The organism is Pseudomonas sp. FW305-96 (assembly GCF_058783825.1).
This window is the reverse complement of the sequence record NZ_JBYSYW010000006.1, coordinates 120820-141432: the sequence shown is the minus strand read 5'-3', so window position 1 is coordinate 141432 and position 20613 is coordinate 120820. Positions and strand designations below refer to the sequence as shown.

Below are 20613 nucleotides of genomic sequence, written 5' to 3'. Positions count from 1 at the left end.
CGATGTTCAGCAAGCAAGACCAGATCCAGGGTTACGACGACGCACTGCTGGCGGCGATGAATGCCGAGGAGCAGCGCCAGGAAGATCACATCGAGCTGATCGCCTCGGAGAACTACACCAGCAAGCGCGTGATGCAGGCCCAGGGCAGCGGTCTCACCAACAAATACGCCGAAGGCTACCCGGGCAAGCGCTACTACGGTGGCTGCGAGCATGTGGACAAAGTTGAGGCGCTGGCCATCGAGCGCGCCAAGCAGCTGTTCGGCGCCGATTACGCCAACGTCCAGCCGCACTCCGGCTCCTCGGCCAACGGCGCTGTGTACCTGGCCCTGCTGCAGGCTGGCGACACCATCCTGGGCATGAGCCTGGCCCACGGCGGCCACCTGACCCACGGCGCCAAGGTGTCGTCCTCGGGCAAGCTGTACAACGCCGTTCAATACGGGATCGACACCGCAACCGGCTTGATCGACTACGACGAAGTCGAGCGCCTGGCGGTGGAACACAAGCCGAAGATGATCGTCGCCGGCTTCTCGGCCTACTCCAAGACCCTGGACTTCCCGCGTTTCCGCCAGATCGCCGATAAAGTCGGCGCGCTGCTGTTCGTCGACATGGCCCACGTCGCCGGGCTGGTCGCCGCGGGGCTGTACCCGAACCCGATCCCGTTCGCCGACGTGGTCACCACCACCACCCACAAGACCCTGCGCGGGCCGCGTGGCGGCCTGATCCTGGCCAAGTCCAACGAAGAGATCGAGAAAAAGCTCAACGCCGCCGTGTTCCCCGGCGCCCAGGGCGGCCCGCTGATGCATGTGATCGCCGCCAAGGCGGTGTGCTTCAAGGAGGCGCTGGAGCCCGAATTCAAGGCCTACCAGAAACAAGTCATCGAAAACGCCCAGGCCATGGCCCAGGTATTCATCGAGCGCGGCTACGACGTGGTGTCCGGCGGTACCGACAACCACCTGTTCCTGGTCAGCCTGATCCGCCAGGGCCTGACCGGCAAGGACGCTGACGCAGCCCTCGGCCGCGCCCATATCACCGTCAACAAGAACGCCGTGCCCAACGACCCGCAGTCGCCGTTCGTCACCTCGGGCCTGCGCATCGGTACCCCGGCCGTCACCACCCGTGGCTTCAAGGTTGCCCAGTGCACTGCGCTGGCCGGCTGGATCTGCGATGTGCTGGACAACCTGGGCGACGCCGATGTCGAGGCCGATGTGGCCAAGAACGTCGCCGCGCTGTGCGCCGACTTCCCGGTCTACCGCTGAGTGGAGCAGAACACCATGCAACGTTATTCGGGCTTCGGCCTCTTCAAGCACTCCCTCAGCCACCACGAGAACTGGCAGCGCATGTGGCGCACGCCGACGCCGAAGAAGGTCTACGACGTGGTCATCGTCGGCGGTGGCGGCCATGGCCTGGCCACCGCCTACTACCTGGCCAAGGAGCACGGCATCACCAACGTCGCGGTGATCGAGAAGGGCTACCTGGGCGGCGGCAACACTGCCCGTAACACCACCATCGTGCGTTCCAACTACCTGTGGGATGAGTCGGCGCACTTGTACGAGCACGCAATGAAGCTGTGGGAAGGCCTTTCGCAGGACATCAACTACAACGTGATGTTCTCCCAGCGCGGCGTCTACAACCTGTGCCACACCCTGCAGGACATCCGTGACTCCGAGCGCCGGGTCAACGCCAACCGCCTCAACGGCGTCGACGGCGAGCTGATCCGCACCGAACAGGTGGCGGCCGAGATCCCATATCTCGACTGCTCGAAGAACACCCGCTACCCGATCCTCGGTGCCACCGTGCAGCGCCGTGGCGGCGTGGCCCGCCACGATGCCGTGGCCTGGGGCTTCGCCCGTGCCGCCGACGCCCTGGGCGTGGACCTGATCCAGCAGACCGAGGTAATAGGCTTCCGTAAAGAAAACGGCGCGGTGATCGGCGTCGAGACCAACAAGGGCTTCATCGGCGCCAAGCGCGTCGGCGTGGTCACCGCCGGTAACTCCGGGCACATGGCCAAGCTCGCCGGCTTCCGCCTGCCGCTGGAGTCGCACCCGTTGCAGGCGCTGGTATCGGAGCCGATCAAGCCGATCATCGACAGCGTGATCATGTCCAACGCCGTGCACGGCTACATCAGCCAGTCCGACAAGGGCGACCTGGTGATCGGCGCCGGTATCGACGGTTGGGTCGGCTACGGCCAGCGCGGTTCGTACCCGGTCATCGAGCACACCCTGCAGGCGATCGTCGAGATGTTCCCGATCCTCTCGCGCGTGCGCATGAACCGCCAGTGGGGCGGCATCGTCGACACCACCCCCGACGCCTGCCCGATCATCTCCAAGACCCCGGTGAAGAACATGTTCTTCAACTGCGGCTGGGGCACGGGCGGCTTCAAGGCCACCCCGGGCTCGGGCAACGTGTTTGCCGCCAGCCTGGCCAAGGGCGAGATGCACCCGCTGGCCGCGCCTTTCTCCATCGACCGTTTCTACAACGGCGCGCTGATCGACGAACACGGCGCCGCTGCCGTCGCCCACTGACCCCGGAGACAACCGTCATGTTGCACATCTTCTGTCCCCACTGCGGCGAGCTGCGCTCCGAGGAAGAATTCCACGCGTCCGGCCAGGCGCATATCGCCCGCCCGTTGGACCCGAACGCCTGCTCCGACGAGGAGTGGGGCACCTACATGTTCTTCCGCGACAACCCGCGTGGCATCCACCACGAGCTGTGGGACCACGTTGCCGGCTGCCGCCAGTACTTCAACGTCACCCGCGACACCGTGACCTACGAGATTCTGGAAACCTACAAGATCGGCGAGAAGCCTCAGGTCACCGCCGCCTCGAAACAGAGCAGCGCGCCAGCGACCGCCAAGGGCCAAGGGGAAAAAGTATGAGCCAGACCTATCGCCTCGCCAGCGGCGGCCGTATCGACCGCAGCAAGGTGCTGAATTTCACCTTCAACGGCAAGACCTATCAGGGCTATGCCGGCGACACTCTGGCCGCCGCGCTGCTGGCCAACGGCGTCGACATCGTCGGGCGCAGCTTCAAGTACTCGCGCCCCCGCGGGATCATCGCCGCCGGTACCGAAGAGCCGAATGCGATCCTGCAGATCGGCGCCAGCGAAGCTACCCAGATCCCCAACGTGCGCGCCACCCAGCAGGCCCTGTACGCAGGCCTGGTGGCCACCAGCACCAACGGCTGGCCGAACGTCAACAACGACATGATGGGCATCATCGGCAAGGTCGGCGGCAGCATGATGCCGCCCGGGTTCTACTACAAGACCTTCATGTACCCCAAGTCGTTCTGGATGACCTACGAGAAGTACATCCGCAAGGCGGCGGGCCTCGGCCGCGCGCCGCTGCAGAATGATCCGGACAGCTACGACTACATGAACCAGCACTGCGACGTGCTGATCGTCGGCGCCGGCCCTGCCGGCCTGGCCGCCGCGCTGGCTGCTGCCCGTAGCGGTGCCCGGGTGATCCTGGCGGACGAGCAGGAAGAGTTCGGCGGCACCTTGCTCGACAGCCGCGAAACCCTCGATGGCAAACCAGCCTCCGATTGGGTCAATGCCGTTGTCGCCGAACTGGAGTCGCTGCCGGAAGTCACCCTGTTGCCACGCAGCACGGTCAATGGCTATCACGACCACAACTTCCTGACCATCCACGAGCGTCTTACCGACCACCTTGGTGACCGCGCCCCGATCGGCCAGGTGCGCCAGCGCGTGCACCGTGTACGTGCCAATCGTGTAGTGCTGGCTGCTGGCGCCCATGAGCGTCCATTGGTGTACGGCAACAACGACCTGCCGGGCAACATGCTGGCTGGCGCCGTATCCACCTACGTGCGCCGCTATGGCGTGGCCCCGGGCCGCAAGCTGGTGCTGTCGACCAACAACGACCACGCCTACCGTGCCGCGTTGGACTGGCACGATGCCGGCCTGCAAGTGGTCGCCATCGCCGACGCCCGCCACAACCCGCGTGGCTCGCTGGTCGAAGAGGCTCGCGCCAAAGGTATTCGCATCCTCACCTCCAGCGCCGTGATCGAGGCCAAGGGCAGCAAGCACGTCACCGGCGCCCGCGTGGCCGCCATCGATGTCCAGGCGCACAAGGTCACCAGCCCTGGTGAAACCCTCGACTGCGACCTGATCGCCACCTCCGGCGGCTACAGCCCGGTGGTGCACCTGGCCTCGCACCTGGGCGGTCGCCCGGTGTGGCGTGAAGACATCCTCGGCTTCGTGCCGGGCGATGCCCCGCAGAAACGCGTGTGCGTCGGTGGCGTGAACGGCGTCTATGCCCTTGGTGACGTGATCGCCGACGGTTTCGAAGGCGGTGTTCGCGCTGCCACCGAGGCCGGCTTCAAGGCCAGTGTCGGCACCCTGCCGAAAACCCTGGCGCGCAAGGAAGAGGCCACCGTGGCCCTGTTCCAAGTGCCCCACGACAAAAGCACCGCCCGTGCGCCGAAGCAGTTCGTCGACCAACAGAACGACGTCACCGCCGCGGCCATCGAGCTGGCCACCCGCGAAGGCTTCGAGTCGGTCGAGCACGTCAAGCGCTACACCGCCCTGGGCTTCGGCACCGACCAGGGCAAGCTGGGCAACATCAACGGCCTGGCCATCGCCGCCCGCTCGCTCGGGATCGGCATCCCGGAAATGGGCACCACCATGTTCCGCCCCAACTACACGCCGGTGACCTTCGGCGCGGTAGCAGGCCGGCACTGCGGCCACCTGTTCGAGCCGGTGCGCTTCACCGCCCTGCATGCCTGGCACATCAAGAACGGCGCCGAGTTCGAGGACGTCGGCCAATGGAAGCGCCCGTGGTACTTCCCCAAGCCCGGCGAAGATATCCACACCGCGGTGGCCCGCGAGTGCAAGGCCGTGCGTGACAGCGTCGGCCTGCTGGACGCCTCGACCCTGGGCAAGATCGACATCCAGGGCCCTGACGCCCGCGAGTTCCTCAACCGCATCTACACCAACGCCTGGACCAAGCTCGACGTGGGCAAGGCCCGCTACGGCCTGATGTGCAAGGAAGACGGCATGGTCTTCGACGACGGCGTGACCGCCTGCGTCGGCGACAACCACTTCATCATGACCACCACCACCGGCGGCGCCGCTCGCGTGCTGCAGTGGCTGGAGCTGTACCACCAGACCGAATGGCCGGAAATGAAGGTGTTCTTCACCTCGGTCACCGACCACTGGGCGACCATGACCCTGTCCGGGCCCAACAGCCGCAAGCTGCTGGCCGACGTCAGCGACATCGACCTGGACAAGGACGGCTTCCCGTTCATGAGCTGGAAGGAAGGCCTGGTCGGCGGCGTGCCGGCGCGGGTGTTCCGCATCTCGTTCACCGGCGAGCTGTCGTACGAGATCAACGTGCAGGCCAACTACGCCATGGGCGTGTTGGAACAGATCGTCGAGGCGGGCAAAAAGTACAACCTGACCCCGTACGGCACCGAGACCATGCACGTGCTGCGCGCCGAGAAGGGCTTCATCATCGTCGGCCAGGACACCGACGGCTCGATGACCCCGGACGACCTCAACATGAGCTGGTGCGTGGGCCGCAACAAGGCCTTCTCGTGGATCGGCCTGCGCGGCATGAACCGCGAGGACACCACCCGCGACAATCGCAAGCAACTGGTGGGCCTCAAGCCCGTGGACCCGAACGTTTGGCTGCCCGAGGGCGCCCAACTGGTGTTCGACCCCAAGCAGCCGATCCCGATGGACATGGTCGGCCACGTCACCTCCAGCTACGCGGCCAACTCTCTGGGCTATTCGTTCGCCATGGGCGTGGTCAAGGGCGGCCTCAAGCGCCTGGGCGAGCGGGTCTATTCGCCGCAGGCCGATGGCAGCGTGATCGAGGCCGAGATCGTGTCTTCGGTGTTCTTCGATCCGAAGGGTGAGCGGCAGAACGTTTGATTCCGGGCCCTGTGGGGCAGGCCAGGCCCTTCGCCGGCAAGCCGGCTCCCACAGGTTCGATGCAGCTCCTGAGGTCGATGCGGTCCCTGTGGGAGCTGGCTTGCCAGCGATGGGGCCAGCGCATCCATCCAGTTGCTGCATCGCTTCGACGAACACGAATTCAAGGCAGGTAAGAAATGAGCGCTATCAACGTCTTCCAGCAAAACCCAGGCCCTGACGCCAAGGCCCAGTCGCCACTGCACCACGCCGACCTGGCCAGCCTGGTCGGCAAGGGCCGCAAGAACGCAGGCGTGACCCTGCGCGAAAAGAAATTCCTCGGCCACCTGACCCTGCGTGGCGACGGCCATGACCAGGCCTTCGCTGGCGGCGTGCACAAGGCCCTGGGCCTGGAGCTGCCGGTGGCCTTGACCGTGGTCGCCAACAGCGAGATGTCGCTGCAGTGGGTGGGCCCGGACGAATGGCTGCTGATCGTCCCCGGCGGCCAGGAGTTCGCCGTCGAGCAGAAGCTGCGCGACGCCCTCGACGGCCAGCACATCCAGGTGGTCAACGTCACCGGCGGGCAGACCCTGCTTGAACTCCGTGGCCCCAACGTGCGCGACGTGCTGATGAAATCCACCAGCTATGATGTACACCCGAACAACTTCCCGGTTGGCAAGGCCGTCGGTACCGTGTTCGCCAAGTCGCAACTGGTGATCCGCCGTACCGCCGAGGACACCTGGGAGTTGGTGATTCGCCGCAGCTTCTCCGACTACTGGTGGCTGTGGCTGCAGGACGCATCGGCCGAGTACGGCCTGGCCATCGAAGCCTAAGGAGCAGCACCATGAGTCGGGCACCGGACACCTGGATTCTCACCGCCGACTGCCCGAGCATGCTCGGCACGGTCGATGTGGTGACGCGTCATCTCTACGAGCAGCGCTGCTACGTCACCGAGCACCATTCCTTCGATGACCGGCTGTCGGGGCGGTTCTTCATACGTGTGGAGTTCCGCGCCGCGGACGGCTTCGACGAGGAGGGCTTCCGCGCCGGCCTCGCCGAACGCAGCGAAGCCTTCGGCATGGCCTTTGAGCTGACCGCGCCGAACCACCGCCCCAAGGTGGTGATCATGGTGTCCAAGGCCGACCATTGCCTGAACGACCTGCTGTACCGCCAGCGCATCGGCCAGCTGGCCATGGATGTGGTCGCGGTGGTGTCCAACCACCCCGACCTGGAGCCCCTGGCGCATTGGCACAAGATCCCCTACTACCACTTCGCCCTCGACCCCAACGACAAGCCGGCGCAGGAGCGCAAGGTGCTGCAGGTGATCGAGGAGAGCGGCGCCGAACTGGTCATTCTTGCCCGTTACATGCAAGTGCTGTCGCCGGAGCTGTGCCGCCGGCTGGATGGCTGGGCGATCAACATCCACCACTCGTTGCTGCCTGGCTTCAAGGGCGCCAAGCCGTATCACCAGGCCTATAACAAGGGTGTGAAGATGGTCGGTGCCACCGCGCACTACATCAACAACGACCTGGACGAAGGGCCGATCATCGCCCAGGGCGTGGAGGTGGTGGATCACAGCCACTACCCGGAAGACCTGATCGCCAAGGGGCGGGACATCGAATGCCTGACCCTGGCGCGGGCGGTGGGGTATCACATTGAGCGGCGGGTGTTCCTCAACGCCAATCGCACGGTCGTGCTCTGATAGATCGCCGGGGCTGCTGCGCAGCCCTTTCGCTGGCAAGCCAGCTCCCACAGGTTCTGCGCGGACACTGTGGGAGCTGGCTTGCCAGCGAAAGGGCCGCAAAGCGGCCCCAGGTTTTTGCGCCGCAAACAGGCATCCCCCTGTCGCATCCAGTCACCGCCCCATCCCCCATCAAGCCCACAATCCCTTCATTCCAGTAACACAGGCCGCCCACGGAAAGGCGGCGCTTTCCACCACCGCTGCATAAATACAAATCAAGCGAGGTAAGAAGCATGTCTGGTAACCGTGGAGTGGTGTATCTCGGCGCGGGCAAGGTCGAGGTGCAGAAGATCGACTACCCCAAGATGCAGGACCCGCGCGGCAAGAAGATCGAGCACGGTGTCATCCTCAAGGTGGTCTCCACCAACATCTGCGGCTCCGACCAGCACATGGTCCGCGGCCGCACCACCGCCCAGGTCGGCCTGGTACTGGGCCACGAAATCACCGGTGAAATCGTCGAGATGGGGCGTGACGTCGAGCGCCTGAAGATCGGCGACCTGGTGTCGGTGCCGTTCAACGTCGCCTGCGGCCGTTGCCGTTCGTGCAAAGAGATGCACACCGGCGTCTGCCTGACCGTGAACCCGGCCCGCGCTGGCGGCGCATACGGCTATGTGGACATGGGCGACTGGACCGGCGGTCAGGCCGAATACGTGCTGGTGCCGTACGCCGACTTCAACCTGCTGAAACTGCCGGACCGCGACAAGGCCATGGAGAAGATCCGCGACCTGACCTGCCTGTCCGACATTCTCCCGACCGGCTACCACGGCGCCGTCACCGCAGGCGTTGGCCCGGGCAGCACAGTGTATGTCGCCGGTGCTGGCCCGGTCGGCCTGGCCGCCGCAGCGTCCGCCCGCCTGCTGGGTGCTGCCTGCGTGATCGTCGGCGACCTCAATCCGCTGCGCCTGGCCCACGCCAAATCCCAGGGCTTCGAGGTGGTCGACCTGTCCAAGGACACCCCGTTGCACGAGCAGATTGTCGATATCCTCGGCGAGCCGGAAGTGGACTGCGCGGTGGATGCCGTGGGCTTCGAAGCCCGTGGCCATGGCCATGAAGGCGCCAAGCACGAAGCCCCGGCCACCGTACTCAACTCGCTGATGCAAGTGACCCGCGTTGCCGGCAACATCGGCATTCCGGGCCTGTACGTGACCGAAGACCCGGGCGCGGTGGATGCCGCCGCCAAGATTGGCGCGCTGAGTATCCGCTTCGGCCTGGGTTGGGCCAAGTCCCATAGCTTCCACACCGGGCAGACCCCGACCATGAAGTACAACCGCCAGCTGATGCAGGCGATCATGTGGGATCGCATCAATATCGCCGAAGTGGTGGGGGTGCAGGTGATCAGCCTGGATCAAGCGCCGGAGGGATATGGCGAGTTTGATGCGGGGGTGCCGAAGAAGTTTGTGATTGATCCGCATAAAACATTTAGCGCGGCTTGACAGATTGCACCAATGCCCCGTTTCGGGGCATTGGTTTTCAGATGTTTAACGTGCGGTTATACAGGGCTTGTGGTAGCGTCATTCAAGAAACCCCCAATCTCAGCACTTGGTTTGCTTTTGAAATATCGCTCTGGAGTGATGGCAGAATAGTTCTTAACTCTAGCCAGTCACCTACGAAGCTGTATTGCGTTCGCAAGAATTTCATTTTTGAACGGGCCATTGTTTCGTCTTCACTGGCCTGTTTGTAATGCGCTTTTTCGCCCCTGTCCGAGCCGGTACCTCTCGCCATGGTTTTTTGAGCGGCTTCTACTTTTTTCTCATTTACGATGTACTGTTGAACTTGTTCTCTAGCGTTGTATCGCTTGAATTTTTCGATTAGTACATTCGACTCGTCAATTCCTTTGGATATGGCTTCTTTGTAATCTGTTCCTAGTTTGGCTGGCTTGTTCGGGTCAAGCATGCGTTTTCCATTGTCCATAAAGGACTCGTACAGCTTTCCGCCATTAACTCCGATGGGGTCCAGTAAATGCCCAAGGGGCCTTTTAATACCAGCGTGACCGCTAGGGTCAATGTTGTTGATGGGGTCGCCTGAGCAGTACATGTAGCTATTGATGCCGCCACCACCAAATGGACTTAGGTTGTCCGCCGAGATGAAACGCATTAATTGTGGGTTGAATACTCGATATCCGTTACCCAGCATGTAGTGGCCAGTGTGTTCACGTAGTTGAGCGTTGAAACCTAAGGCGAGGGGCTTGGTTAATACTGCGGAGAAGCCTCCGTAAGGCGCATACGATAATCTAAGTTCGTCCGGCGGTTGGCGGTGGAGCAGAATGGACCCTTGCATGTCTGAAGCCAGCAAGCTGGTGCCTGACTTGAGCTTGTATTGTTGTGCCATGTGAACTCCGTCTGGAAGCAGGTTTTGCTCCACTCTGCGACGAGGGGTAGCCGAGTGACAACTGGCAAAAATATCAGGTCAGTGGAAATCTCTTACTCATTCTCAGGTTGTTTCTCAGTGCATTCGTGAGGGTGCAGGAAATATCTGTTCGGCGAACGTCAGGAGAAGGTGTCTTCTAGCCCCGTGCCTTTGAATCTAGATTTCGGCCTGTCTCTCGACATGCGAGGGAGGGTATCTTTTATCCATGTCAAATACCTTGAATATTGAGGCTGCCTTGGTTTCGGGCATTCATAATGCGTCCCGTGTAATTGACCTGTTGGCATGCCGTCTTGTATATAGTTATCGCTTGTTGCGTCGGTTCCGGATGCCTTGAACGCGTTCATTGTGATCGGCTAGCCTGTCTAGGCTATCTTCGCGATGCTCGATGGACGGCCGCCCTTCTGCGCGGCGGCGTCCGTCTCGACCGCGAGGGGGGAGCCCAGCATTACCCCAGAGGCTTTTCAAATGTTGCATGGTGAGTTCATATGTACGGTGCTCTGCCGCTTCGACTGAAACACCCTTGATGTGAAATGTGCCTTCATTAATCGCATCGCTAATGTCACTGTAGTTATCAACCGTTATGTTTTCGAAAGCGGCTTTGTTTGATGTTTTGGTGGCGACAATTTGGGTGTTTTTTGCAAGTGCTTTTAAGTTCTTCGCTTCGGTGCTAGGCAGGTGTTTTGTAATTCCTTCGACTACGGTGTCTTTGAGCAGAAGTGCGGGCCAACCGATTGACTTATCAATATACCATGCAGTGTTTGTTCTGCCAGGAAGGCCGGGAGCGTGTCCGGACCTATCTGCCATATTAACAGGGTCGCCTTGGCAGTATGCATAGCTATTCAGGCCTCCGCGCTCAAATGGGGACCAGCTGTCGGGCGAGTTGAAACGCATTAATGCGGTTTTGTAACCGCGGTAACCATTGCCTAATAGGTAGATATCGTTTTTTTCACGGTGTATGCCGGTGAAACCCAGCAAGCGGGTCATGCCATTGAAAGGGCCGAAGCCAAATGCTGTATAGGGGCAGGATTGTTGCTCCTGCGGCTTATGCCGGTGCAATACAGATCCCTGTCTGTCTGTTGCCAAAAACACTGTTTCTGAGCTTTTTTTGAATCCCTGTCTCATGGCACACCCCTGGCGTTCGCTCGACTTTGCATGACTCTGCGACGGAGGGACGGAGCTAGCAACTGGCAAAAATGTCAGTTACGCAGATGGGTCCTACTTGCTCACAGGACGTATCTCACTGACTGGATGGGGTGAAGGAAATACGCCTACACCGATGGCTACCACGCCCAGGAACTGGCGACCGAGGGCGATTTGAGGCAGCTCCAGCTCCAGCCTGCAGCACCTGACCGTCGCGTGGGGCCAGGTCGATGCGCTGGTGGGGGCGTTGAAGCAGGTGTCTGCCTCGGGCTTTTATCAGCCGGGTTGAGATAGCCGGGGCCGCTGTGCGGCCCCATCGCCGCGGTTCGTCGCCACGACAAGCCGGCTCCCACAGGGACAGCGCAGGGCTCAGACTATTGCGCAATCCACTGTGGGAGCTGGCTCGCCAGCGATTGGCCCTGGGATGAACACCGATGGCCGGCCCGGAACAAACCCCCGGCACCCCAGTCCAACCCCTCGTTTCCCGGCCATTCCGGCCGACGAGGTCCCTCCCGATGAAAGCATTCACCCTGGCAACCTTGATGACCCTGGCCGCAAGCCCGGTGTTCGCCTTCAACCTGAGCGACGCGGCCAATGCCGTTTCGGCCATGCAGAACCAGAACCAGCAGGCCCAGGGGCAAGCGCCAGCCGCCCAGGCCAACCTGCTCAATACGCTGGGCAGCGAGTTGAAAATCACCCCCGAGCAGGCCATCGGCGGCGCCGGGGCCATGTTGGGCCTGGCGCGCAACAACCTCAGCGGCGATGACTACGGGCAGTTGACCAAGGCTGTGCCGGGGCTCGACCTGCTGTCGGGCAACAATGCGCTGGGTGGGCTGAACGGGCTGGGGCAGTTGCTGGGCAATGACAAGAACAGCTCGGCCCTGAGCAATGCGCTGGGCGGTGAAGTCGAGAACCGCAATGACCTGGACAACGCCTTCAAGGCGCTGGGCATGGATACCGGGATGATCGGCCAGTTCGCGCCGTTGATCCTGCAGTACCTGGGGCAGCAGGGGATTGCCGGGTCGTTGCTGCAGAACCTGGGGAGTTTGTGGGGTAGCCCAGCGGTAGCCACCCCGTCGGTTTGATCCAAGATTTTGCAGGAGCGGGACAAGCCCGCTCCTACAGGAAATGTGTGGGACTATGCGGTCTCGGAGAAATCCACCAACCGCACCGGTCGACGGAAACCGGCCGTCAGCACCGCCAGGTACGCCAGCCCCAGGGCAAACCAGCACAAGCCGATCACCAGCGTCAGCGCCGACAGGCTGGTCCACAGCCACAAGGTCAGGCTCAACCCCACCAGCGGTACCGCGCCGTAGCGCAACAGGCCCAGCGGCGTGCGCTGTCCGGCGTCATCCATCAGGTGCGTCTTCACCACCGCCAGGTTCACCGCCGAGAACGCCACCAGCGCGCCAAAACTGATCAGCGAGGCGAGGGTGGCCAGGTCGATCACCAGTGCCAGCAGCGAGAACGCCGACACCAGCAGGGTGGCGAACACCGGCGTGCCGAAGCGCGGCGACAGGTAGCCGAAGCTGCGCTGCGGCAGCACGCGGTCGCGGCCCATGGTAAACAGGATGCGTGACACCGCCGCCTGCGAGGCCAGCGCCGAGCCCAGGCTGCCGGCAACAAAGGCAGCGGTGAAGAAGTTGGCGAGGAACTGCCCACCGGCCTTCATCATCACTTCGTTGGCCGCGGCATCGGTGTTGGCGAAGGTGCTGCCCGGCAGCACCAGCTGGCTGACATAGGCCAGCACGGTGAACAGCAGCCCGGCGCCGAGGGTGGTGAGGATGATCGCCCGCGGCACGTCGCGGCGGGCGTCCTTGCATTCCTCGGCCAGGGTCGACACGGCATCGAAGCCGAGGAACGACAGGCACAGCACCGCCGCCCCCGCCATCAAGGCACCGAAGCCCGGCGCGCTGCCATCACCGCGCAGCGGCGCCAGCAGGTCCACCGGCTGCCCGGCCAGGCCCTGCCAGGACAAGGCGACGAACACGCCGATAAAGACGATCTGCGCGCCGACGATCAGGTTGCTGGTCTTGGCCACCGAGTGGATGCCGACCACGTTGAGCACGGTCACCACGGCGATGGCCGTCAGCACGATGGTCCAGGCCGGGATGGCCGGGAACGCGATGTTGAGGAACAGCCCGATCAGCAGGTAATTGATCATCGGGATGAACAGGTAGTCGAGCAGCAGCGACCAGCCCGCCAGGAAACCCACGTTGGGGCCGAACGCCATGTTGGTGTAGGAGTACGCCGAGCCCGCGACCGGGAAGCGCTTGACCATGAAGCTGTAGGAGGTGGCGGTGAACAGCATGGCCAGCAGGGTGACCAGGTAGGCACCGGCGGTGCGGCCACCGCTGAGTTCGGTGACGATGCCGTAGGTGGTGAAGATGGTCAGCGGGACCATGTACACCAGGCCGAAGAACACCAGGGCGGGCAGGCCCAGGACGCGGCGCAGTTGCGCGGGGGCGGAGCAGGGAGGGTTGGCCATCGATCGATCCTGGCTTTTCTTGTAGTTGTGGTTGATCGATTTTTATCCACTCAGGTGGGTGGTGACAAACAAAGAGTTCCTTATGTCGATTATAAATCTGGATTTTAATCGGGGTTTGGTGAGGTAGTTGTAGGCCCTATCGCGGGCAAGAGCGCGACAGGGCCATTGGTTTCAGCGCATCTCCGCGCGCAACAGCGCGATCCGCTGGTCCTTGTCCAGCCACAGCTGGTTGACCCAGGCCTGCACGGTCTGGCGGAACGCCGGGTCGTTCTCGTAATCGCCCTCGCACAGCGCCGGGTCCAGCTCGCGCACGCGGATGTCGATGATCACCCGGCTGATGCTGCCGTTGAGCAGGTCCCAGAACCCCGGCGCCTTGTCGCCCGGGTAGACGATGGTCACATCGAGCAGCGCATCCAGCTGTTCGCCCAGCGCCGCCAGCACGAAGGCAACGCCGCCGGCCTTGGGCTTGAGCAGGTGGCGGTAGGGCGATTGCTGCTCGGCGCGCTTGGCCTCGGTGAAGCGGGTGCCTTCGAGGTAGTTGACCACGGTCACCGGCTGGCGCTTGAACAGCTCGCAGGCGGCCTTGGTGATCTCCAGGTCCTTGCCCTTGAGTTCGGGGTGCTTGTCGAGGAAGGCCTTGCTGTAGCGCTTCATGAACGGGTAATCCAGCCCCCACCAGGCCAGGCCCAGCAGCGGTACCCAGATCAGCTCTTTCTTGAGGAAGAACTTGAAGAACGGCACGCGACGGTTGAGGCTCTCGATCAGCGCCGGGATATCCACCCAGGTCTGGTGATTGCTCACGCACAGGTACGAGGTGTCCTGGCGCAGCGTGTCGACGCCGCGGATGTCCCACTGGGTGGGGATGCACAGGGCGAAGATGGCCTTGTCGATTTCCGACCAGGTTTCGGCGATCCACATCACCGCGGCCGACGCGTAGTCGCGGCCACGACCCGGCAGCACCAGCTTGAGCAGGGCGAAGACCAGCAGCGGGCCGATCAGCACCAGGGTGTTGAGCAGCAGCAGGGTGAGGGTGAGGATGCCGGTCAGCAGGCGACGCATAAGGGGACTCTTGTTGTGTGAGGTGAACGGTTGGCAATGATAAGCAGGGTATGGCCCTTAGCCAAACGTCGTACGTCCATTAACTGGGACAAATGTTTCACATTATGTTGTTTAACCTGTGGCGACGAACCTATCCTGCCCGCACAGTCTAAGCACTGACCCCTCTCAAGGAAGCCTGCCCTGTGAAACCCTTGCTTGCCCTGCTGTCCCTTCTGGCGCTGCCGGTGATGGCCGCCGAACCGACGCTCTATGGCCGTTACGAGAACATCAAGCTGCCGGAGATCGGCCAGACCCTCAAAGCCAAGATGGATACCGGTGCCTGGACCGCTTCGCTGTCGGCCAAGGACATCGAGATGTTCACCCGTGATGGCAACGAGTGGGTGCGCTTCCGCCTGGCGACCGAGGGTGCCAGCGACAAGCTCTACGAACATGAAGTGTCGCGTATCAGCAAGATCAAGAACCGCGCCGAGGAAGATGACGAGGAGGAGTCGCCAGCGCTCTCGCATCGCCCGGTGATCGACCTGGAAATGTGCCTGGGCGATGTGAAACGCACCGTGGAGGTCAACCTGGTTGACCGCAGCAATTTCCGTTATCCGCTGTTGATCGGCTCCAAGGCCCTGCGCAAGTTCAAGGCAGCAGTGGATCCGCGCGAGAAGTTCACGGCAGGCAATCCGGGCTGCTGATGCAGAAGCTGCAAGCATCGAGCGACAAGCTGCAAGAAACGGCGGATCGGTGTAAGTTGCCGCGATCCGCTTTCACTTGAAGCTTGCAGCTCGAGGCTTGCCGCTCAGATGCCCCACATCCTCATCGTCGAAGACGAATCCGCCATCGCCGACACCCTCATCTACGCCCTGCAGGCCGACGGCCACAGCACCGAGTGGGTGACCCTCGGCAGCGCCGCCGTCGAGCAACAGCGTCTGCGCCCGGCCGACCTGGTGATCCTCGACATCGGCCTGCCTGACATCAGCGGTTTCGAAACCTGCCGCCAGTTGCGCCGTTTCAGCGAGGTGCCGGTAATGTTTCTCAGCGCCCGCGACGCCGAGATCGATCGCGTGCTGGGCCTGGAGATCGGCGCCGACGACTACGTGGTCAAGCCGTTCAGCCCCCGCGAGGTGGCGGCGCGGGTGCGGGCGATCCTCAAGCGCATGACGCCGAGGGTTGAAGTGGCCAGCGACAGCACACCGTTCCAGCTCGATACCCTGGCGATGCGCATCAGCTACCGGGGCCAGGCGCTGGCGCTCACCCGCCACGAGTTCCGCCTGTTGCAAAGCCTGCTCGAGCAACCGCGCCGGGTGTTCAGCCGCGAGCAATTGCTCGATGGCCTGGGCGTGGCTTCGGACGTAGGCTATGAGCGCACCATCGACAGCCATATCAAGAGCCTGCGCGCCAAGCTGCGCCAGGTCGCGCCTGACGCCGAGGCAATCCAGACGCACCGCGGCCTGGGCTACAGCTACAGCCCGGAGCATGCCTGATGCGCCTGGGGATTCGAATTTTCCTGGTGTACTTCCTGTTCGTCGGCCTGGCGGGCTACTTCCTGCTCAACACGGTGCGCGAGCAGATCCGCCCGGTGGTGCGTCAGTCATCGGAAGAAACCCTGGTGGACACCGCCAACCTGCTGGCCGAGATCCTTCATGACGATGTGAAGAACGGCACCCTGACCCAGAGCCGCCTGTCGCAGGTGCTGGCTTCCTATGGCGAGCGGCGCCCGAGCGCGCAGATCTGGGGATTGGCGAAAAACCAGGTCAGCCACCGGATCTACGTGACCGATGCCAAGGGCATCGTCCTGCTCGACTCCAGCGGCCAGGCCGTGGGCAAGGATTATTCGCGCTGGAACGACGTCTACCTGACCCTGCGTGGCCAGTACGGCGCACGTTCGACCCGCAGCGACCCGGATGATGAAAGCACCTCGGTGATGCATGTGGCGGCGCCGATCCTCGACGGCGGCCAGATCATCGGCGTGGTCACCGTGGCCAAGCCCAACAGCTCGCTGCAGCCGTACATCGACCGCTCCGAGCGGCGCCTGCTGATCCTCGGCCTCGGGCTGATCGTGCTCGGCCTGTTGGTGGGGGCGGCGCTGTCGTGGTGGCTGACTCGCTCGCTGCGCCGCCTCACTCATTACGCCCAGGCGGTCAGCGAGGGCCAGCGTGCCGCGCTGCCGCACTACAAGGGCGGCGAGCTGCTGCAACTGGCCACGGCGGTGGAGCGCATGCGTACCCAGCTGGAAGGCAAGGCCTACGTCGAACGCTATGTGCACACACTCACCCATGAACTCAAGAGCCCGCTGGCGGCGATCCGTGGCGCCTCGGAACTGCTGCAGGGTGACATGCCGCAAGAGCAGCGGGCGCGCTTTGCCGGCAATATCGAGCGCGAGAGCGACCGCTTGCAGCAGATGATCGAGCGGCTGCTCAACCTGGCCCGGGTCGAACAGATGCAGGCCCTGGAGGACGAGCAGCAGGTGGCGGTGGCGGCGTTGATCGACGAGCTGCTGCTGGCCCATGGCACGAGGATCGACGGTGCCGGGTTGCAGGTGCGCCAGCGCATTCCGGCGGGCCTCAGGCTGCTGTGCGATCCGTTCCTGATGCGCCAGGCGCTGGCCAACCTGCTGGACAACGCGCTGGACTTCACCCCGCAGCAAGGCGCATTGGCCTTCGAGCTGGAGCGCGATGGCGAGCGGGTAGCCTTGAGCCTGTTCAACCAGGGGCAGGCGATCCCCGAATATGCCCTGGGCCGGGTCAGCGAGCGCTTCTATTCGCTGCCAAGGCCCGGCACCGGGCGCAAGAGCACCGGGCTGGGGCTGAACTTCGTGGCCGAGGTGATGCAGTTGCATGGCGGGGCGTTGGCGGTGGACAACGTCGAGGGGGGCGTGCGGGTGAGGTTGTGGCTGCCGGCGCGGCGCGTCAGTTGAATTGCCGGGGGCCGCTTTGCGGCCCTTTCGCCGGCGAGCCGGCTCCCACAGGGATTTGCGCATGGCATGCGCGCGGGTAGCCCGAATCTCCACACAATCTCCACATTCCCTCCCCAAGGGCTCCACGCAGCGGGCAGACACTGCCCGCATCGCAAACGGAGCCCAACCCCATGAACAAGACCCTAGGTTTCAAGCTCGGCCTGATCGCCGTGCTGATCCTGCTGCTGCTGATTCCCCTGCTGATGATCGGCGGCTTGATCGACGAACGTCAGCAACTGCGCAACAACGTGCTCGGCGAGATCGCCGCGAGCTCCAGCTTCGACCAGCTGGTCAGCGGCCCGGTGGTGGTGGTGCCCTATCGCAAGTACGAGCGCCGCTGGATCGACAAGGACGGCAAGAGCGTCCAGGAAACCAGCACGGTCCACGGCCAGCTGTACTTCCTGCCGGAAACCTTCGAAATGGATGTGGGCGTCGATACCGAGCTGCGTGCCCGGGGCATCTACCAGGCGCGCCTGTTCCATGCCAAGAGCAGGATCAGCGGCCGCTTCAAGCTGCCCGAGCGCTGGGGGATCGAGAAGGACTACGACGACTATCGCTTCGACAAGCCGCGGCTGATGGTCGGCATCAGTGATATCCGCGGTATCGAGAACAGCCTTGAACTGAAGTTGGACGACCAGCGCCTGCCGTTCCAGCCCGGCAACGGTGTCGACTGGTTGCCTGGCGGCGTGCATGTGGACCTGCCGCAGTTCAGCGAGCCGCAGGCCCGGGAGTTCACCTATGCCTTCGACCTGGACCTGCTGGGCACCGGGCAACTGACCGTGCTGCCGGTCGGGCGCAGCAGTACCGTGGACATGCGCGCCAACTGGCCGCACCCGAGCTTCATCGGCAACTTCCTGCCTAGCCGCCGCGCCATCGACGAGAAAGGCTTCAGCGCTCACTGGCAGACCACGTTCTTCGCCACCAACCTGGAAGAGGCGGTGCGCCTGTGCGCCACGGCGCAGAAGTGCGCTGACTTCACCGACCGGGCGTTTGGCGTCAGCTTCGTCGACCCGGTGGACCAGTACCTCAAGAGCGAGCGGGCGATCAAGTACGCGCTGCTGTTCATCGCCCTGACCTTCGCCGGCTTCTTCCTGTTCGAAGTGCTGAAGAACCTCAGCGTGCACCCGGTGCAGTACATCCTGGTGGGCGTGGCCCTGGCGTTCTTCTACCTGTTACTGCTGTCGTTGTCGGAGCACCTGGGGTTCGGCTTGGCCTATGGGCTGTCGGCGTCGGGCTGTGTGCTGCTGATCGGCTTCTATCTGGTGCACGTGCTGCGCAGCCTTGGGCGGGGGGTGGGCTTTGCGGCGGGGTTGGCGGCGTTGTACGGCATGCTCTACGGGCTGCTCAGCGCCGAGGACTACGCATTGCTGATGGGCTCGTTGCTGTGCTTCGGCCTGCTGGGTGTGTTCATGGTGCTGACCCGCCGGCTGGACTGGTCGCGGGTGGGGAGGGGCGTATGAGGGAGGATAGAGAGATCGGGCGCTGGTTGGCGCAGAGGATTGGGCAGTTGTTTCCTGTGATACGGCGTTGATGCTGGGGCTGCTGTGCAGCCCAATCGCCGGCAAGCCGGCTCCCACAAGGATTGCGCTGAACTCTGTGGGAGCCGGCTTGTCGTGGCGACGAACCGCGGCGATTGCGGTGGATCAGGCTACAGGAGCTGTAGCCACCATCGACGGCCGCTTCGACACCTCGGCATACCACGCCGCCAGCCCTGGCTGCCTTTCACGCCAGCCGAACTCAGGCTGGCGCAGGTCCAGGTACCCCAGCGCACAGGCCACGCCAATCGCGGCCAAATCAAACCCCGAGGCCAGCTCCGCCAGGTGTTCCTGCTCCAGGTTGGCCAGGCTGCGACGGATCTTCTCGCCCTGGGCCTCGACCCAACCCGTCCACTGCTTGTCCGCCGGGCGCAGGAAGGTTTCATAGCGGGTAGCCACCGCAGCATCCATGATCGCATCGGCCTGGGAGACCAGGGTCAGGCGCCGCCAGCGCGCCGAACCCTCGCGGGGGATCAACGGCAGGCCTACATGCTGGCTGTCGAGGTACTCGCAGATAACCCGGCTGTCGTGCAGCACACTGCCATCGTCCAGGCGCAGGGCCGGAATCTTGCCGATCGGGTTGCCCCGGTTGAGCTGCTCGTCGCCGTTCACCGGGCTGATGTTCACGCCCTGCACGGTGACGCGCTCCAGCTGGCCGGTCTCGTGCAAGACGATCATCACCTTGCGTACGAAGGGCGACAACGGCGAATGGAACAGGATCATGGCTCAGTTGCCCTGCAGGCTGGGCGGCAGGCACACACCGGTGCCACCGATGCCGCAGTAGCCGTCCGGGTTCTTGGCCAGGTACTGCTGGTGATAGGCTTCGGCAAAGTACACGGTCGGCGCCTGGGCAATCTCGGTGGTGATCTCGCCGAAGCCTGCCTTGCTCAGCTCGGCCTGGTAGGCGGCCTGGCTGGCCTGGGCTTCCTCGAGCTGCTGCGGCGAGGTGCAGTAGATCGCCGAGCGGTACTGGGTGCCGACATCGTTGCCCTGGCGCATGCCTTGGGTCGGGTTGTGCAGCTCCCAGAACATCGCCAGCAGTTCGCGGTAGCTGACCTTGTTCTTGTCGAACACCACCAGCACCACTTCGGTGTGGCCGGTCAGGCCCGAGCAGACTTCTTCATAGGTCGGGTTGGGGGTGAAACCGCCGGCATAGCCGACCACGGTGCTGACCACGCCTTCGCGCTGCCAGAAGCGCCGTTCGGCGCCCCAGAAGCAACCCAGGCCGAAGATGGCGAAGTCGATGTCGCCTTCGAAGAACGGGCCGAGCAGCGGGGTGCCTTCGAACACGTAGTGGAACTCGGGCAGGGTCATCGGGGTTTCACGGCCAGGCAGGGCCTGTTCCGCGGTGGGCAGGACGTTTTTGTTCACCAGGATTTCCGAACGCAGGACCATGGCCGTTCCTCTGTGTCTTTTCAGTTGGATAGGTGTTGGACCCATCGCGGTGCGCCGATGCGACTTGCCCCGCGATGGG

General features: G+C 63.3%; 18 protein-coding genes. 12 read left to right on the top strand and 6 right to left on the bottom strand.

Features of this window, described 5'->3' with window-relative positions:
- Positions 1-2: 2 nt before the first annotated feature.
- From AC3WL2_RS06795 to fdhA, 7 genes are all read left to right on the top strand, one after another.
- Positions 3-1256 (top strand): serine hydroxymethyltransferase, encoded by a 1254-nt coding sequence (locus AC3WL2_RS06795; RefSeq protein WP_102681861.1) that lies wholly within the window; start codon positions 3-5, stop codon positions 1254-1256.
- Positions 1257-1271: 15 nt separating this feature from the next.
- Positions 1272-2522, top strand: a complete 1251-nt coding sequence (locus AC3WL2_RS06790) for a sarcosine oxidase subunit beta family protein (RefSeq protein WP_046857448.1) — start codon at positions 1272-1274, stop codon at positions 2520-2522.
- Between the two features lie 17 nt (positions 2523-2539).
- Positions 2540-2875: a sarcosine oxidase subunit delta gene (locus tag AC3WL2_RS06785; protein WP_023631299.1), complete on the top strand. Its 336-nt coding sequence runs from the start codon at positions 2540-2542 to the stop codon at positions 2873-2875.
- Entirely contained in the window at positions 2872-5889 is a 3018-nt protein-coding gene (locus AC3WL2_RS06780) for a sarcosine oxidase subunit alpha (RefSeq protein WP_102681862.1), read from the top strand. The genes AC3WL2_RS06785 and AC3WL2_RS06780 overlap by 4 nt, the downstream gene beginning before the upstream one ends.
- 176 nt (positions 5890-6065) lie before the next feature.
- The gene (locus AC3WL2_RS06775; protein ID WP_102681863.1) at positions 6066-6698 is read left to right on the top strand and encodes a sarcosine oxidase subunit gamma; all 633 of its coding nucleotides are present in this window, start codon (positions 6066-6068) and stop codon (positions 6696-6698) included.
- 11 nt (positions 6699-6709) lie between these two features.
- Positions 6710-7567 (top strand): formyltetrahydrofolate deformylase, encoded by an 858-nt coding sequence (gene purU, locus AC3WL2_RS06770; protein WP_023631289.1) that lies wholly within the window; start codon positions 6710-6712, stop codon positions 7565-7567.
- A gap of 272 nt (positions 7568-7839) precedes the next feature.
- Entirely contained in the window at positions 7840-9039 is a 1200-nt protein-coding gene (gene fdhA / locus AC3WL2_RS06765; RefSeq protein WP_046787516.1) for a formaldehyde dehydrogenase, glutathione-independent, read from the top strand.
- Positions 9040-9121: 82 nt separating this feature from the next.
- Here fdhA and AC3WL2_RS06760 read toward each other — a convergent pair whose 3' ends face one another.
- Both AC3WL2_RS06760 and AC3WL2_RS06755 read right to left on the bottom strand, forming a co-directional pair.
- On the bottom strand, positions 9122-9934 hold the full coding sequence (locus tag AC3WL2_RS06760; RefSeq protein WP_102681864.1) for an RHS repeat-associated core domain-containing protein: 813 nt from the start codon (positions 9932-9934) through the stop codon (positions 9122-9124).
- Positions 9935-10273: 339 nt separating this feature from the next.
- Positions 10274-11095 (bottom strand): RHS repeat-associated core domain-containing protein, encoded by an 822-nt coding sequence (locus AC3WL2_RS06755; protein WP_102681865.1) that lies wholly within the window; start codon positions 11093-11095, stop codon positions 10274-10276.
- 533 nt (positions 11096-11628) lie between these two features.
- On the opposite strand from AC3WL2_RS06755, the gene AC3WL2_RS06750 reads away from it, so the two are divergent.
- Positions 11629-12198 (top strand): DUF2780 domain-containing protein, encoded by a 570-nt coding sequence (locus AC3WL2_RS06750; protein ID WP_102681866.1) that lies wholly within the window; start codon positions 11629-11631, stop codon positions 12196-12198.
- Positions 12199-12251: 53 nt separating this feature from the next.
- Here the strand turns inward: AC3WL2_RS06750 and AC3WL2_RS06745 are convergent, their stop codons facing one another.
- A complete protein-coding gene (locus AC3WL2_RS06745; RefSeq protein ID WP_102681867.1) occupies positions 12252-13601 on the bottom strand; it encodes an APC family permease in 1350 nt (449 codons plus the stop codon).
- A gap of 171 nt (positions 13602-13772) precedes the next feature.
- Entirely contained in the window at positions 13773-14660 is an 888-nt protein-coding gene (gene yihG, locus AC3WL2_RS06740) for a 1-acylglycerol-3-phosphate O-acyltransferase, YihG family (protein ID WP_102681868.1), read from the bottom strand.
- Between the two features lie 182 nt (positions 14661-14842).
- On the opposite strand from yihG, the gene rloA2 reads away from it, so the two are divergent.
- From rloA2 to creD, 4 genes are all read left to right on the top strand, one after another.
- Positions 14843-15343 carry a retropepsin-like aspartic peptidase RloA2 gene (gene rloA2, locus AC3WL2_RS06735; RefSeq protein ID WP_094011550.1) on the top strand — a complete coding sequence of 167 codons (501 nt, stop codon included), beginning with the start codon at positions 14843-14845 and terminating at the stop codon, positions 15341-15343.
- Between the two features lie 108 nt (positions 15344-15451).
- Positions 15452-16132 (top strand): two-component system response regulator CreB, encoded by a 681-nt coding sequence (gene creB / locus AC3WL2_RS06730; protein WP_102681869.1) that lies wholly within the window; start codon positions 15452-15454, stop codon positions 16130-16132.
- The gene (creC, locus tag AC3WL2_RS06725) at positions 16132-17565 is read left to right on the top strand and encodes a two-component system sensor histidine kinase CreC (protein WP_102681870.1); all 1434 of its coding nucleotides are present in this window, start codon (positions 16132-16134) and stop codon (positions 17563-17565) included. Before creB ends, creC begins: the two co-directional genes overlap by 1 nt.
- Positions 17566-17735: 170 nt before the next feature.
- Positions 17736-19064: a cell envelope integrity protein CreD gene (creD, locus tag AC3WL2_RS06720; RefSeq protein WP_102719446.1), complete on the top strand. Its 1329-nt coding sequence runs from the start codon at positions 17736-17738 to the stop codon at positions 19062-19064.
- Positions 19065-19247: 183 nt separating this feature from the next.
- Here the strand turns inward: creD and AC3WL2_RS06715 are convergent, their stop codons facing one another.
- A complete protein-coding gene (locus AC3WL2_RS06715) occupies positions 19248-19862 on the bottom strand; it encodes a glutathione S-transferase (RefSeq protein WP_102681872.1) in 615 nt (204 codons plus the stop codon).
- Between the two features lie 3 nt (positions 19863-19865).
- Positions 19866-20534, bottom strand: coding sequence for a peptide-methionine (S)-S-oxide reductase MsrA (gene msrA / locus AC3WL2_RS06710; RefSeq protein ID WP_102681873.1), 669 nt, complete (start codon positions 20532-20534; stop codon positions 19866-19868).
- Positions 20535-20613 lie beyond the last annotated feature (79 nt).